This window comes from Pseudomonas mandelii, from assembly GCF_002251635.1.
Taxonomy (GTDB): Bacteria; Pseudomonadota; Gammaproteobacteria; order Pseudomonadales; family Pseudomonadaceae; genus Aquipseudomonas; species Aquipseudomonas mandelii_B.
The window spans coordinates 21,751-35,926 of the sequence record NZ_NMOJ01000042.1 but is presented as its reverse complement, the minus strand read 5'-3'; the positions used below and the strand labels follow the sequence as shown (position 1 = coordinate 35,926).

The 14,176-nt window shown below is 58.8% G+C and carries 11 protein-coding genes and 2 pseudogenes; 9 read left to right on the top strand and 4 right to left on the bottom strand.

Annotation, left to right across the window (positions count from 1 at the left end; genetic code table 11):
- The first annotated feature begins 173 nt into the window (after positions 1-173).
- From B7L09_RS31950 to B7L09_RS06185, 5 genes and pseudogenes are all read left to right on the top strand, one after another.
- Positions 174-578, top strand: a complete 405-nt coding sequence (locus B7L09_RS31950) for a hypothetical protein (RefSeq protein WP_158080554.1) — start codon at positions 174-176, stop codon at positions 576-578.
- Positions 579-664: 86 nt separating this feature from the next.
- Positions 665-824 (top strand): annotated as a pseudogene (locus tag B7L09_RS32295) (two-component sensor histidine kinase); the annotation flags it as partial.
- A 181-nt stretch (positions 825-1,005) separates the two neighbouring features.
- Complete coding sequence (locus B7L09_RS06195; protein ID WP_094468170.1) at positions 1,006-3,813, top strand: multicopper oxidase domain-containing protein; 2,808 nt, start codon at positions 1,006-1,008, stop codon at positions 3,811-3,813.
- Entirely contained in the window at positions 3,810-4,841 is a 1,032-nt protein-coding gene (locus B7L09_RS06190) for an SCO family protein (protein WP_094468169.1), read from the top strand. Before B7L09_RS06195 ends, B7L09_RS06190 begins: the two co-directional genes overlap by 4 nt.
- Positions 4,842-4,934: 93 nt before the next feature.
- Positions 4,935-6,383, top strand: coding sequence for an ATP-binding protein (locus tag B7L09_RS06185; RefSeq protein ID WP_094468168.1), 1,449 nt, complete (start codon positions 4,935-4,937; stop codon positions 6,381-6,383).
- On the opposite strand, the pseudogene B7L09_RS32290 reads toward B7L09_RS06185, so the two are convergent.
- Positions 6,329-6,442 (bottom strand): annotated as a pseudogene (locus B7L09_RS32290) (VOC family protein); the annotation flags it as partial. The gene B7L09_RS06185 and the pseudogene B7L09_RS32290 sit on opposite strands and share 55 nt — an antisense overlap.
- A 180-nt stretch (positions 6,443-6,622) precedes the next feature.
- On the opposite strand from B7L09_RS32290, the gene B7L09_RS06180 reads away from it, so the two are divergent.
- Complete coding sequence (locus B7L09_RS06180; protein WP_094468167.1) at positions 6,623-7,186, top strand: DUF4174 domain-containing protein; 564 nt, start codon at positions 6,623-6,625, stop codon at positions 7,184-7,186.
- 330 nt (positions 7,187-7,516) lie between these two features.
- Entirely contained in the window at positions 7,517-7,894 is a 378-nt protein-coding gene (locus B7L09_RS06175; protein WP_094468166.1) for a DUF6124 family protein, read from the top strand.
- Positions 7,895-8,109: 215 nt separating this feature from the next.
- On the opposite strand, the gene ampC is transcribed toward B7L09_RS06175, so the two are convergent.
- Positions 8,110-9,276 (bottom strand): class C beta-lactamase, encoded by a 1,167-nt coding sequence (ampC, locus tag B7L09_RS06170; RefSeq protein WP_094468165.1) that lies wholly within the window; start codon positions 9,274-9,276, stop codon positions 8,110-8,112.
- Between the two features lie 160 nt (positions 9,277-9,436).
- Between ampC and B7L09_RS06165 the strand changes: the two genes are divergently transcribed.
- Positions 9,437-10,309 carry a LysR family transcriptional regulator gene (locus B7L09_RS06165; RefSeq protein WP_094468164.1) on the top strand — a complete coding sequence of 291 codons (873 nt, stop codon included), beginning with the start codon at positions 9,437-9,439 and terminating at the stop codon, positions 10,307-10,309.
- A 138-nt stretch (positions 10,310-10,447) separates the two neighbouring features.
- Here the strand turns inward: B7L09_RS06165 and gudD are convergent, their stop codons facing one another.
- Positions 10,448-11,791, bottom strand: a complete 1,344-nt coding sequence (gene gudD, locus B7L09_RS06160) for a glucarate dehydratase (protein WP_094468163.1) — start codon at positions 11,789-11,791, stop codon at positions 10,448-10,450.
- 24 nt (positions 11,792-11,815) lie between these two features.
- On the bottom strand, positions 11,816-13,162 hold the full coding sequence (locus B7L09_RS06155) for an MFS transporter (protein WP_094468162.1): 1,347 nt from the start codon (positions 13,160-13,162) through the stop codon (positions 11,816-11,818).
- Between the two features lie 280 nt (positions 13,163-13,442).
- Here B7L09_RS06155 and B7L09_RS06150 point away from each other — a divergent pair, with 280 nt between their 5' ends.
- Positions 13,443-14,156, top strand: coding sequence for a FadR/GntR family transcriptional regulator (locus B7L09_RS06150; protein ID WP_094468161.1), 714 nt, complete (start codon positions 13,443-13,445; stop codon positions 14,154-14,156).
- The last annotated feature ends 20 nt before the right edge of the window (positions 14,157-14,176 follow it).

Here is a 14,176-nt window from a genome sequence, read left to right as displayed (position 1 = left end):
GGAGGGCAATGGATGCCCTCCGTTTTTTTAAAACTCTGGCCGTTTGTTCGGCCGAAAATGCGTGAACCACTCTGGCACGCCGGTATGTCGGTTCGTGGGAAACGCTCGATCAACATTTGACCAGGGAATGGAAATAGGGGAGCCCGACCTTGAACATTTCAACGACCTGCGCCATGAGCAGCCTGTTGGTTTCGCTCACCGCTTCTGCTACCGGGATCATTCCGGTCTTCGAGCTGGACTTCACCCGATCCGCAACAGAAACGCTGCAAAAAATGGGCATCAACGACGCTTGTATTATTGCCGCTTCACATCCCGCTGAATTTACCTACTGCCGAGAAGGATCTTCAACGCTCTGGAAGTATCAGGCGTTGGATCTAGAGCAACAGGCGGCGATCCAAATTGGCCAAACGCGGTCTTCGATGGATCATCAGCGAATTACTGTCGCGCAATTCAATAGCACTGCCTGCGAAGAAGATCACCTTGAGCCAGTGGTAAACCCGGCGATTGGTCTTGGATTTGTCCTCGGCTTGTTCACCCTGTTTCTGTTGATCGGTTTTCGACGCGCCCGCCACCTGTAATCCAAACGTGATGAATGCTTCCCACGGACTCTTGCCTGCTGAACAAGCTGATAAGACGCCGGGCTGTTCCTGTCGCAAAAATCCTGGAGCAACGCAGCCTGGCGTTCCGGCCTTTTTTCACCACCAGGCAAGGTGGCCTGGTGCAGGTCAAGCGGATGATGGAGCGGTGCGGCGGGGTGTTCAGTCGGGAAAGTCGCGAGGGCGACGGCACGGTGTGTCCGCCTGTTGTTCAAGCGAATTCCCTGAATATGGGGAGGAACTTTACCCAGTAGCGGGTGCCATGCCCCAGTCGCTTTTTGGGCATGGCAAATTGATGTTGATAAGCCATTGTTCTGCTGGGTATTGATGCTTTGTATAGAGCATTACGAATCTGGCGAACTCCTTGCACTCCCACCACTACCCCTTCACGATTTCGAGGCGGCTGGTGATGGACAGAAAAGCGCGGTTCCCCTTCAAATGGTTCGGCCTGATAACGCCTCTAAGCGTCCTCCTGACAATGGCTCTGGGCACAGCGACGCTGCGTGCCAGCCCCATCGATGACGAACGAGAGCCTGAGCCGAACGATCCTTCCAGATATTACGACGAACCGACTGACAAAGTAGGCGCCTTGAACGCCATTTTGACCATGCCCCCGGCTAACCTCGATTCCTTCGACTTGCCGGGTGGCGTCAAAGGCAGCAAAGACACCACGCGCAAGGAAAACATCCTGCCGCCAGCGCTGCAGACCNNNTTCAACTTCCCCACCAACGGCAAACCNAGCCCNTTGTTTGGTGCTCAGCCGTTCACTCAGCAGCTGGTGCTGTTCGAAGAATTCGGCCCGGAAAAACTCGACCCCACCACACCGGCGGCGCCGCTGGGTTTTCCCCCGGCGGCCATTGGGCCGTTGCCTCAACAAGATCCCACCAGCGCAGCCCGCAGTGCACCGCCGAGTGCGGCGCTGGATGCCTTCTTGCGTCAACCGGGACTGACGCCGTTCCCCAGCCAGTTCTCGAACGTGGTGGACCGCAACCCGTGGCAGGCGCAGATCGAGTATTTTCTCAACCGCCATATCGGTTCTTCTGCTGAAGGTCGGCCGCCAGGAAAAGGCTGGTCGCATCAGCGCTGGAACGAGTTCTACCCGCAAACGGCCTACAAAACCGTGCAAACCGGGGCGAGGGTCAACAGCGGTTGGCGTGACAGCCATCAGATGCATGGTTATGCGCTGGGTGAGTTCGGCCCCGGTGGCCTCTATCACAACGTTGCCGGTGTGCCGGCCACGGACGGCACCGCCAAAGGCGTCGATGCGCGTTTCCACCCAAACATGCCGGTGCAGAACCACAATTCGGTCTGGACCTTCGACGGCACCTTGCCGCCCAAGTTGCTGATGGTGCGTTACGGTCAACCGGTGCTGATGCGCCATTACAACGGCTTGCCAATCGACCCGTCGGCCAACATGGGCTTCGGCCTGCACACCATCAGCACCCACGAACACAACGGTCACTCACCGGCGGAAAGCGACGGCTATGCCAACGCCTTTTTCTTCCCGGGGCAGTATTACGACTATCGCTGGCCGATCCAGTTGGCCGGTTACGACAGCATCAACACCGACGCCCATGACCCGCGCGCGGCGTTCCCGTGCTCGCCGGGCGAAACCCTGTGGACCAACGATTTAAGCCCCAGCCGCAAGACCTGCGACCACGGCACGATCAAGATCCGCGGCGACTGGCGCGAAACCATGAGCACCCACTGGTTCCACGACCACATGCTCGATTTCACCGCGCAGAACGTCTACAAGGGCAACGCGGCGATGATGAATTACTACAGCGCCCTGGACCGCGGCAACGAGTCAGTGAACGACGGCGTCAACCTGCGTTTCCCCAGCGGCAGCGCCTTGCCGTGGGGCAACCGCGACTACGACGTCAACCTGGTGTTCGCCGACAAGGCGTGGGATCAGGCTGGTCAGCTGTGGTTCAACCCGTTCAACACCGACGGCTTCCTCGGTGACCAGGTGCTGGTCAACTGGCAGTGGAAACCGACCCTGGACGTGCGCGCCCGCAGCTATCGATTCCGCATGCTCAACGGTTCGGTGTCGCGTTACTACAAGCTGGCGCTCGTNCGTGAAATCAGCGGCAATGGCGGCGAGTTTCCGGGGCCGGCGGGTTCGGGGGTTTCCTACAACCGGGTGCCGTTCCACCTGATCGGCAACGACGGCAACATCATGGAACACGCCGTGCCCTTCGACGGCAGCATGGACCTGGATGCCGACGGTGACCGGCAGGACCACAATGCAATCCTGCCNACCCAGGGCATTGCCGAGCGCTTCGACATCATCGTCAACTTCGCCAAAAACGGCATCAAGCCAGGCGACAAGATTTTCTTCGTCAACCTGCTCGCCCATGACGATGGCAAAGGTCCGAAAGAACCTGTCTCGCTGAGCGATGTGCTGTCGGAGAAATACCTGGCGGTGATCAAGCAAAGCAGCAAAGGACCGCAGTGGGACAAGGGTGACCCGGCGGTAGGCAAGGTGTTGCAACTGAACGTCAAGGCCTACACCGGTCAGGACCTGGCCATGGACCCAGCGGCGTACGAACCGGCCAAACCGGGTAAAGCCGAAGGCCTGGTGATGATCCCGCTGAAAATCCATCGCGACAATGCCGCCGACAAGGTCCTGCTGTCCCAGGCGCGCCACCGCACCTTCACCTTTGGCCGTTCCGACGGCACCGATGAAGCACCGTGGACGGTCAAGACCGATGGCGGATTCGGCTTCCACATGGACCCGCGTCGTTTGAACACGGCAACCCAGTTGAAAACCGGTCCCACCGATGCCGGCGTCAGCGGTTTCGGCACCCTGGAAGTGTGGAACATCAAGGCAGGCGGCAAGGGCTGGAGCCACCCGGTGCACGTGCACTTCGAAGAGGGGATCATACTCAGCCGCGGCGGCAAGGCGCCACCGGAATGGGAAAAATGGGCACGCAAGGACGTGTACCGCATCGGTTCGGAAAACGATGGCCTGGACAGCGTCGAGATGGCGATCAACTTTCGCGAATTCGCCGGGACGTACATGGAGCACTGTCACAACACTCAGCATGAAGATAACTCGATGCTGCTGCGCTGGGACATTGAGAAACCCGGGCAATTCCAGTTGATGCCGACACCGTTGCCGAGCTGGGATGGCGTGCGCTACGTCAACTCTGCCGCACTGCCAACCTTCCGCAATGGCGATGGCTTCGGCCCACAAGTGGCGGTGAAAAAATGAAGCGCAGGGGAGCCGACACACCACCGCCTACGCCGCGCTCCCGCGCCTTGGGCATGCACCTGATTCTGGTCCTGGTGACCTGTCTCCTGGCCAGTCAGGTGCTGCTCGCCCACGAAGGGGTGTTGTCGCCGACGGAATCGGCGACACCCTGGGGCAGCGATTACTTCCCCAACACCCTGCTGACCGATCAGGACGGTCGGCAGGTGCATTTCTTCGATGACTTGATCAAGGACAAGGTGGTGGTGATCAATTTCATATTTACTTCGTGCAGCGACTCCTGCCCGCTGGAAACCGCACGCTTGCGTCAGGTGCAAAAGTTGTTGGGCGACCGGGTCGGCCAGGACATCTTCTTCTACTCCATCAGCATTGATCCGCTCAGCGACACGCCAGAAGTGCTGAAGGCTTATGCACAACGCTTCAAGGTCGGGCCGGGCTGGAAGTTTCTGACCGGTGAATTCGAAGCGGTCACCGATCTTCGAAAAAAACTCGGCCTGTTCATCGAAGGCGTCGACAACGGACGTAGCAAAGACCACAACCTGAGCCTGATCGTCGGCAACCAAAGCACCGGTCGCTGGATGAAAGCCTCGCCGTTCGAGAACCCGTGGATCCTCGCCGATCAGTTGGCCAACACGTTGCAGAACTGGAAGAAACCCAGTGTTGAAGAAAGTTACGCCGATGCGCCCGAGATCCGTCCGCCGAGCAATGGCGAAGAACTGTTTCGCACCCGATGCGCGTCGTGCCACAGCCTGGGTCCGCTGGACGGGCAGGGCATCGGGCTGCGCAGTATCGGCCCGGATTTGATTGGCGTGACTCGGCAACGCGCCCCGGCCTGGCTCAGCCGCTGGATTCGTGAACCGGACCGCATGCTCGCGGAAAAGGACCCTATCGCGCTGGAGCTGTTTGAACGTTTCGACAAAATCCCGATGCCCAACCTGCGTCTGGATGAGAACGCTGCGCAGTCAATTATGGGATTTTTGCAGGAAGAAACTGACCGTCAACAATCGTTGCAGGCGGCGCAGCTGCAATAGCAGCTGAATACAATCATTGAGCCGTCGGGCTCGATCAATGCCACCAGCACTGATCCAATGAAGAGGCTTCAACCCGGTACTCAGGAGCCACCCATGCAGATACTCCAACGTCAAAAAGTACCTGCGTTGCCGCACAGGGCGGCAGGAGAAGGCACGGGCTTGCGTGGCCAGTTCAATCTGCTGCGCTGGTTTTCCCTAGGCAGTTTTTTCATCATCGCCGCCGTGGCGCTGGGGCTGGGTTATATATCTACGCGCTTCGTCGTCGAGGAAAGCATCGAGCGCGACTCCATGCTGACTGCGCAATTCATTCAGGCCATTGGTGATGCCGAAATCCGCCACGCCTCGATTACCCCGAACAGAACCATGGGCGAAATGCTCGATCCTCGAGGTGACAATGCCTATTCCGACGTCGATCCTGGCTCTCGTGCGGCTGCCCGCACAGAGTTTCTTGATCATGTCGCACACTTGCCGGACACGCTGTTGGCGGTGGTGTACGCTCTGGATCGCACGGTGGTCTGGTCGACCAACCCGGAGTTGGTCGGCGTGCGCATTGAAAATGATAAGGAGCTGGACGAATCCTTTGAGATGAAGGAAACCGTGTCCACCAGCTACCACCAGATCGATGAAGAACGTCCCGAACAGATGCTGCTGCGCGAACCCAAGTACTTGTTCATCGAGAACTACATCCCGATGTTCAATGCCGACAAAAGCAAAGTAATCGCCATGGTGGAGATCTACAAAGAACCTGCAGACCTGGTGGCGCGCATCCAGCGTGGTTTCAAGTCGATCTGGCTGGCGACCCTGCTTGGTGGTGCCGTCATTTACCTCGGGCTATTCTGGATTGTCTGGCGTGCGTCCGAGCTGCTCGAGAGCCAGCAGAAACAGTTGATCGCCAACGAAACCTTCGTGGCGCTGGGTGAAATGTCCTCGGCCGTGGCCCACAGTTTGCGCAATCCGCTGGCGAACATTCGCTCGAGCGCCGAACTGGCCCAGGAAATCGCCAGCCAGAATACGCAAAAGAACATCGGCGACATCATCAATCAGGTCGATCGCATGTCGCGTTGGGTTCGTGAATTGCTGATGTCGTTGCGGCCGATGAATGACGACTATGAGGCGGTGGATCTGGTATTGATCATTGATGACACCCTGGGTGCCTTCGACGCGCTGATCAAACGCTCCGGCGTTGAAGTCCGTTTCACACCCAAGGTCTGCCCGCCAGTGGTTAGTCAGCAGGTGTTGCTGACGCAAATTCTCAATAGCCTGATTGCCAACGCCCTGGAAGCCATGCCCAGGGGCGGCGTGCTGAGTATCGAGATTGAATCGCCGCAGACCGGCCATGTGTGCATGATCCTGAGCGATACCGGCAAGGGCATGACCAAGCAACAGCAACAAATGGTCTTCAAGCCTTTTTTTACCACCAAACAAGGCGGGTTGGGCGTAGGCCTGGCCCTGGTCAAAAGGATAATGGAACGCTTAGAGGGCTCGGTCAGCATCGGCCCAAACGGCTCGGGAGCGGGTAAGCCGAGGATCTCGGCGAGGTAATGGGCCGAAATCTGCTTGTCTCGGCACCAGACGATGGTGTGGTTCAACTGAGCGCTCATGGCGAGGGCCTCACGGCGGATCAGGTGGTTCGTTATGAGTGATGAGATTAGCTCAGCCTGTTGCGCAATGACCGCCCTGACCTAAGCTTGGGTCAAGGCGGAACACAATTGCGGTACGTCACCCGGAACGATCGCCGCGATGCGCAATCATTAGAGCGTGGATATCAAAAGGAGATGCGCATGCTCATCAGGTCTTTGACCCTGACTACCTTGCTGGCTTTCGCCGGCCCCTTGCTCGCCGCCGAAGACGGCTCACCGCTGGACATCGACAAGGGCAGGGCCCGGCCACTGATTGTGATTGCTCCCAGCACCGTTGACCCCGTCTGGGTGGGCCTCAAGAATTCGCTGAACGATCCGGCCAACAAGGAAGGTGTCGCCCAGCGCAATATCAGGGTGTACACCGTGCTGAATATGTTCGGTCAGCTCGACGGCAAGGATCTCGGCCAGCAGGACACCATGGCACTGATCCGCTCGCTGAAACTCGGCGCGGGGGCGTTGCCCAAAGTCATCCTGGTGGGCAAGGACGGCGAGAAGAAGTTCGAGAGTTCGGGGGATGAATCAAAGTCGGTCGATTTGAAGAAGATATTCGAAACCATCGACGCCTTGCCGGCGACCGAGAAAGAAGCCGCACCGCCGACAGTCGCGACCCCCGTGGTTGCCGAACCGGCCGCCAAAGGTGCCAAGGGTGAAAAACCGGGCAAACCCGCCAAACCCGCCAAGCCCCCTGAAATGCCGGATGATTGAACACTGACTGACCCCGGCAGGATTCGGTCTTTGTGTACGCCGCCATCACCCTTGTGGGAGCGGGCTTGCTCNNNAAGCGACCTCAAGGGGACGCCCATTTTTTTTGCTCGGCTGCGGCTAAAAAAAGGCGCGTGTTCCGGGCGGGGAGGTATTGATTTCATTGGTCTCGGAAATTTCCTGCAAGTCCTGTCGGACTTCATGAACTGGTTTCTGTCAGAGCGCGCCGTTAGCCTTTGTCAGCCACCGCAACCATCGCGGTCGGACGTGGGAGTCCGCAACACTGAGGGATCCAGGGACGAAATAACCAATGGCCAGAAAGGAGCCTCGTCTATGAAGAAGATCGGCAAAAATGATCCGCAACGCCCAACCGACGCCACTCACCTGAAGCTTGTCCGGCTGGGCGAAACGGCCGAGCGCGACACCCGCATTCGAGTGCGCAAGCCCAGGCGTTCCGTCCCGATCAATCAGATCTTGTCTGTTGCCCCGGGCGTCGACACCCTCACCCTTTTGCATCAGGCCAGCGAAACCCTTGCGTCCCTGAATGCGGTGCTTGTGAGTTTTGCCGTCAAGCTGGATGGCTCGAACCGGGTGATGCTGGGAGCGATTCAGCAGTTGGCGGGGATTGCGGAGTTGTTGGTGAATCAGGCTCGGGACAATCTCGATCCGAGGAACGATGCGCCTGACGCTCCTGCGCCGACTCGGCATTGAACTGACGTAATAACGACAATGGGCGACCCCAAAAAGGTCGCCCATTTTATTGCGAGCACGCGATCCTATGGCGAGGGGGCAAGCCCCCCCGCCACAGGTATTTGACCGGCCTGAAGGAAGTGAACTGACTCTTACTTGAGCACGCGATCCTATGGCGAGGGGGCAAGCCCCCCCGCCACAGGTATTTGACCGGCCTGAAGGAAGTGAACTGACTCTTACTTGAGTAGGGCACTCAATATGTTGTGAGCAATCTTGATTCGTTCGGCGTTCGGGTAATTCTTGTTCGCCAGAATAACGATGCCGATGTCTTCCGAAGGTACGAACGCGACATAAGCGCCGAAGCCACCTGTCGACCCGGTCTTGTTGAACCATGCCGCGTCTTGCGCAGGTTGCGGTGGGTTCAGCCACTGGACTTTGTGCGCTTCCATCGCCATCTCCGTCGAGTTGCCACTCAGCAACGTTTCGAGGCTGGCCGGATAGTGGTAGTGCTCCCAACCCAAGCCCTGCGTCATCTCGCCCACGGTGTAGTAACCGCTGTGAGTGAGGGCAATCGCTTGCTGCATTGGTTTCTCCAGCGTCTCCGGTTTCAGGTTCGCTTCAACATAATGAAGCAAATCCGCCGCGCTGGTTTTCACCCCATACGCCTCCGAATCCAGCGCTCCCGGGCTCACCCGCACCGGTTTGCCCTCCTTGCCGTAACCCTGGGCGTAAAGCCCCATCTGCTCCTGCGGCACCTTGAGGTAAGTGTGCTTGAGGCCGAGTTTGGGCAGCAGGGTTTTTTCCATCAACTCATCGAACGGCTGGCCCATGCTTTTGGCCGCCAGATAACCGGACAGCCCAAGGCTGGGGTTCGAATACTGACGGTGGGTGCCTGGTGCATAAACGGGCTTCCACTGTTTGAAGTAGGCGAGCATTTTGTCTGGATGATCGGCCTCGTCAGGGAACTGCAGCGGCAACCCGCCAGCGGTGTAAGTGGCGAGTTGCAATACGCTGATGGTGTCGAATGCACTGCCGCGCAGCTCAGGCCACACCTGGCTGGCCCGGTCAGACAAGGACAGTTTGCCGCTGGCCTGGGCGTAGGCCGTCAGCGTGGTGGCGAAGGTTTTACTCACCGAGCCGATTTCGAACAGCGTGTCTTTGTTGACGGGTTTACCGTCCTCTTTCGACGCCACGCCGTAGTTAAAGTAATGCTGCTGACCCTTCAAGGTGATCGCGACCGCGACGCCAGGGATATTCTGTTGTTGCATGACCGGCCCGATGGCGTTTTTCACCAGGGCGTCGAGTTGATCGTCGGATTTTGTGGCGGCCATACAATGACTTGCGCTGAGTAACAGGGCGAAAGTGCTGAGGGACGCCAGTCTTGGCAGATGAAATTTGAACATGATTGGAACCACTCTCCATGAGTTGCCATTACTTTAACCGCTACACTCCGACCGGATCCAACACCGGACGGCTGACGGGCGCGCCAAATCTAGGCAGTCGGGCGGCAATCGACAAACGACGATATTTCGGGTTAGCCATTAGAAAAATTTGGGAGTGGGCATGATTCGTCCTCATCTGCCGCTGAATGCATTACGTGCCTTCGAGGCATCCGCGCGCCATTTGAGCTTCACTCGGGCAGCGGTGGAGTTGTTCGTCACGCCGGCGGCCGTCAGTCATCAAGTCAAAAGCCTCGAAGCCCAGCTTAACGTAACGCTGTTCAAGCGCCTGCCACGCGGCTTGATGCTGACCAGTGAGGGCGAAACCCTGCTGCCGGTGTTGCGCGAGTCCTTCGACCGTATTGCACATACCTTAGGCCAGTTCGAGGGCGGGCATTTTCGTGAAGTGTTGACCGTGGGCGCCGTGGGGACCTTTGCGGTGGGATGGCTGTTGCCGCGACTGGCGGACTTCCAGTCGAAACATCCGTTCATAGATTTGCGCCTGTCGACCAACAACAACCGGGTGGATGTGGCTGCCGAAGGCCTGGATTACGCCATCCGGTTTGGCGCCGGAGCGTGGCACGGGATCGAGGCGTCAAAGCTGATCGACGCGCCGTTGTCGGTGCTCTGCGTCCCGGAAATAGCCGGGCAGTTGCAAGAACCTGCGGATTTGCTTAAGCAGACGCTGTTGCGTTCCTATCGCACGGACGAGTGGCCCGAGTGGTTTCTGGCCGCGGGGTTACCGGCCAATACGCCACCGCCCAAGAGCATCGTCTTCGACTCCTCGCTGGCCATGATGGAGGCGGCGCTACAAGGCGCCGGCATTGCCTTGGCGCCGCCGCTGATGTTCGCCCGACAACTGGCGGCGGGGGCGATCGAGCAACCATTCGACATCGGTATCACCACTGGCAGCTATTGGTTGACCCGCTTGCAGTCGCGCCCTGAAACGTCGGCGATGGCGATGTTCAAGGAGTGGTTGTTGCAAGCTTCGGGCTGATACAAAATTCTGTGGGGGCGGCGGTGTGACGGTTCGACTTGCCCGCGATGAGGTCATNNCAGTCAACATCAATGTTGTATGTCAGTCCCTCATCGCGGGCAAGCTCGCTCCCGCAGGGGGTGAGGTGGTTTCGAAGAATTAGCGCACCAGGCACGGCCGCTTGTTATCGAATTTCCACCCCGGAATCAGAAACTGCATCGCCACGCTGTCATCCCGCGCGCCCAGTCCCATGCCTTTGTACAACTCATGGGCCTTGGCCAGTTGATCCAGATCCAGTTCAACCCCTAGCCCGGGCTTCTTCGGCACCTGCACGCAACCCCCTTCGATTTTCAGTGGCTCCCTGGTCAGGCGCTGGCCGTCCTGCCAGATCCAGTGAGTGTCGATGGCGGTGATGTCGCCCGGCGCCGCCGCCGCCACCTGGGTGAACATCGCCAGGGAAATATCGAAGTGGTTGTTGGAGTGCGAACCCCAGGTCAGGCCCCAGTCATTGCACATCTGCGCCACACGCACCGAGCCTTGCATCGTCCAGAAGTGTGGGTCGGCGAGCGGAATATCCACCGATTGCAGCTGGATGGCGTGGCCCATTTCGCGCCAGTCGGTGGCGATCATGTTGGTCGCGGTTTTCAAACCCGTGGCCCGGCGAAATTCAGCCATGACTTCGCGGCCCGAGTAGCCATTTTCCGCGCCGCACGGGTCTTCGGCATAAGCGAGTACGTGATGCTGATCGCGGCACAGTCGAATGGCTTCCTTGAGTGACCATGCTCCATTCGGGTCGAGGGTAATGCGCGCGTCCGGGAACCGTTCGGCCAAGGCGGTGACGGCTTCGATCTCCTCGTCGCCGCTGAGTACGCCGCCCTTGAGTTTGAAGTCCTTGAAACCGTAGCGAGCGTGCGCGGCCTCGGCCAGGCGCACCACGGCGTCGGCGGTCATGGCTTTGTCGTGACGCACGCGGAACCAGTCGTTGTCGGCCTCCGGTTCGCTGCGATAGGCCAGATCGGTTTCATTGCGATCACCGACATAAAACAGGTAACCGAGCATCTTCACCTCGTCACGCTGCTGGCCTTCACCGAGCAGGGCCGCAACCGGCACGTCCAAATGCTGGCCGAGCAAGTCGAGGAGGGCGGCTTCCAGGCCTGTGACCGCGTGAATGGTGATGCGCAGGTCAAACGTCTGCAAACCGCGACCGCCAGCATCACGGTCAGCAAAGGTCTGGCGCACCTGATTGAGGATCTTCTGATACGTGCCGATCGGACTGCCGACCACCAGCGAACGTGCATCTTCCAGCGTCTGGCGAATGCGCTCGCCCCCCGGNACTTCACCGACACCGGTATTGCCGGAACTGTCTTTGAGAATCACGATATTGCGCGTAAAAAACGGCCCGTGTGCGCCGCTCAGGTTGAGCAGCATGCCATCGTGACCGGCCACCGGCACCACTTGCATGCTGGTGATGATCGGGGCTTTGGCGGTGTCTTGTGGGTTCATTGTCTTGTCCTTCAACACAGTGATTCAGGCGTGATTGGGCGCTGGTTTGCCCAGGGCAACGGCGGGTGCGGTTTTCGGTGTGTTGCGCGCGGCGAAGACGATGATCGCGGCGATGATCGATGTCGCGGCCAAGACATACAGCCCGCCCTGAATGGAACCGGTGTGTTCTTCCAGCAGGCCGAACGTGGTCGGCGCAACGAAGCCGCCCAGATTGCCCACCGAGTTGATCAACGCGATCACGCCCGCCGCGATTCGCGCGTCCAGGTATGCCTGAGGAATCGGCCAGAACAGCGACGAAGCGGATTTGAAACCGATGGCCGCAAAGCAAATCGCGACAAAGGCGAAGATCGGCCCGCCGGTGGTGGACATGAACATGCCGACTGCGGCAATCAACAAGGCAGTGGCGACCCAGGCTTGCTGGTGTTTCCATTTGGCGGACAAAGATGCGAAGGCGTACATGCCGACGATCGACAGCAACCACGGGATCGAGTTGAACAGCCCGACCTGCACGTCACTCAGGTCGCCCATCTTCTTGATGATGCTCGGCAGCCAGAAGGTGGCGGCGTAAATCGTCAGTTGGATGCAGAAATACATCAGGCAGAACAGGATGATCTGGCGATCTTTGAGCAGCGTACCCAACGACGGCTTGATCGGTGTCGCCGCTTCCCGGGCCAGTTGTTCGTCATCGATGGCTTTGACCAGCGCATCTTGCTCGGCGCGGGTCAGCCATTTGGCGTCGTGGGGTTTGGAGTCCAGCCAGAACCACACGAAGACGCAGAGCCCGACTGAAAACATCCCCTCGATGAAATACATCCACTGCCAGCCATGCATCCCGAATCCGCTGATCTGCAACAGCAACCCGGACAGCGGGCCGGATATCAGAGAAGCAATCGCCGAACCGCTGAGAAAAATGGCAATCGCCTTGCCACGCTCGACGCCTGGCAACCAGCGCGTGAAGTAATAGATCACCCCGGGAAAGAACCCGGCTTCGGCCACGCCCAGCAGAAAGCGCAGGACATAGAACTGGGTTTCGTTCTGGATGAACGCCATCAGCGTGGCGACGATGCCCCAGGTNAGCATGATGCGGGTCAGCCAGATGCGGGCGCCGACTTTTTGCAGAAGCATGTTGGAGGGGACTTCGAACAGCGCATAGCCGATGAAGAACAGGCCGGCGCCGAGTCCGTAGGCGGCAGCGCCGATGCCCAGGTCCTGCTCCATGTGGGCGCGGACGAAGCCGATGTTCACGCGGTCAATGTAGTTGACGATGAACATGATGACGAACAGCGGCAGGACATGGCGTTTGACTTTCGAGATGGCGGACTTCAGGACCGAATCGGCGCCTTCGTGCATCACGGATATGGAGGTATTCACTTGGTTTTCTCCCACTGATTATTTTTATGCGGGGTGTGACGGGGTGTTGCTATGTTGATAGACATCATACAACTAGGTTTTTTTGTCCTGCAAGCGCTTGCGTCCAGATAAATGGCGCTTCACCGGCTATTTTTTATTTTGTTTGTGGTTTTGTAGGGGCTAGGTGGAAGTCATTTACGACCATTTGTTGAGTGTTGTCATACAAGTTGAGTTGTTTTGTTGGGGATTCCAGCCGAGCGCAGTGCTACGATTCCGTTAGCCCTGCTTCCGGATGATCGCCATGCAAGAAGACCTCGACGCGCCCGCGCGCAAGCGCACCCACAACCTGGCCCATGACCTGGTGGCCAAGCTGAGCCAAAGCATCTTGCTCGGGCAGATGTTGCCGGGAGACAAGCTGCCGTCGGAGAACACGATTGTTCAGGAGCACGGGGTCAGCCGCACTGTGGTGCGTGAGGCGATCTCGAAGTTGCAGGCCTCAGGCCTGGTGGAAACCCGTCACGGCATCGGCACCTTTGTGTTGGAGCGCGCGCCGGAGCAGGGGCTTCGATTGAATGTCGATACCGCGCTGGGGGTGCGCAGCATTCTGGAGTTGCGCATGGGCCTGGAAACCCAGGCCGCCGCGCTGGCAGCGAGCCGTCGCACCGATCAGCAATTGCTGCAGATGCGCGAAGCACTCGACGACTATCAAAGCCTGCTCGCCAACAACGACAGCTGCGTCGAGGCCGACAAGCGCTTTCACCTGTTGATCGCCGAAGCCACCGGCAACGTGTGCTTCACCGAAATCATGCAGCACCTGGGCAGCGCCATGATTCCCCGGACCCGGGTCAATGCCGCCGAGCGTGGCGCGGCGGATTTGAGCAAGTTGGGGCAACTGGCCAACCTCGAGCACGAGGCGATTCTCAACGCGATCAAACGGCAGGACCCGGACGCCGCACGCGCCGCCATGTGGCTGCACCTGACCAACAGTCGCGACCGGTTTTCGGCCGGCGCCTGACAACCGTTTGTCCAGTCGAT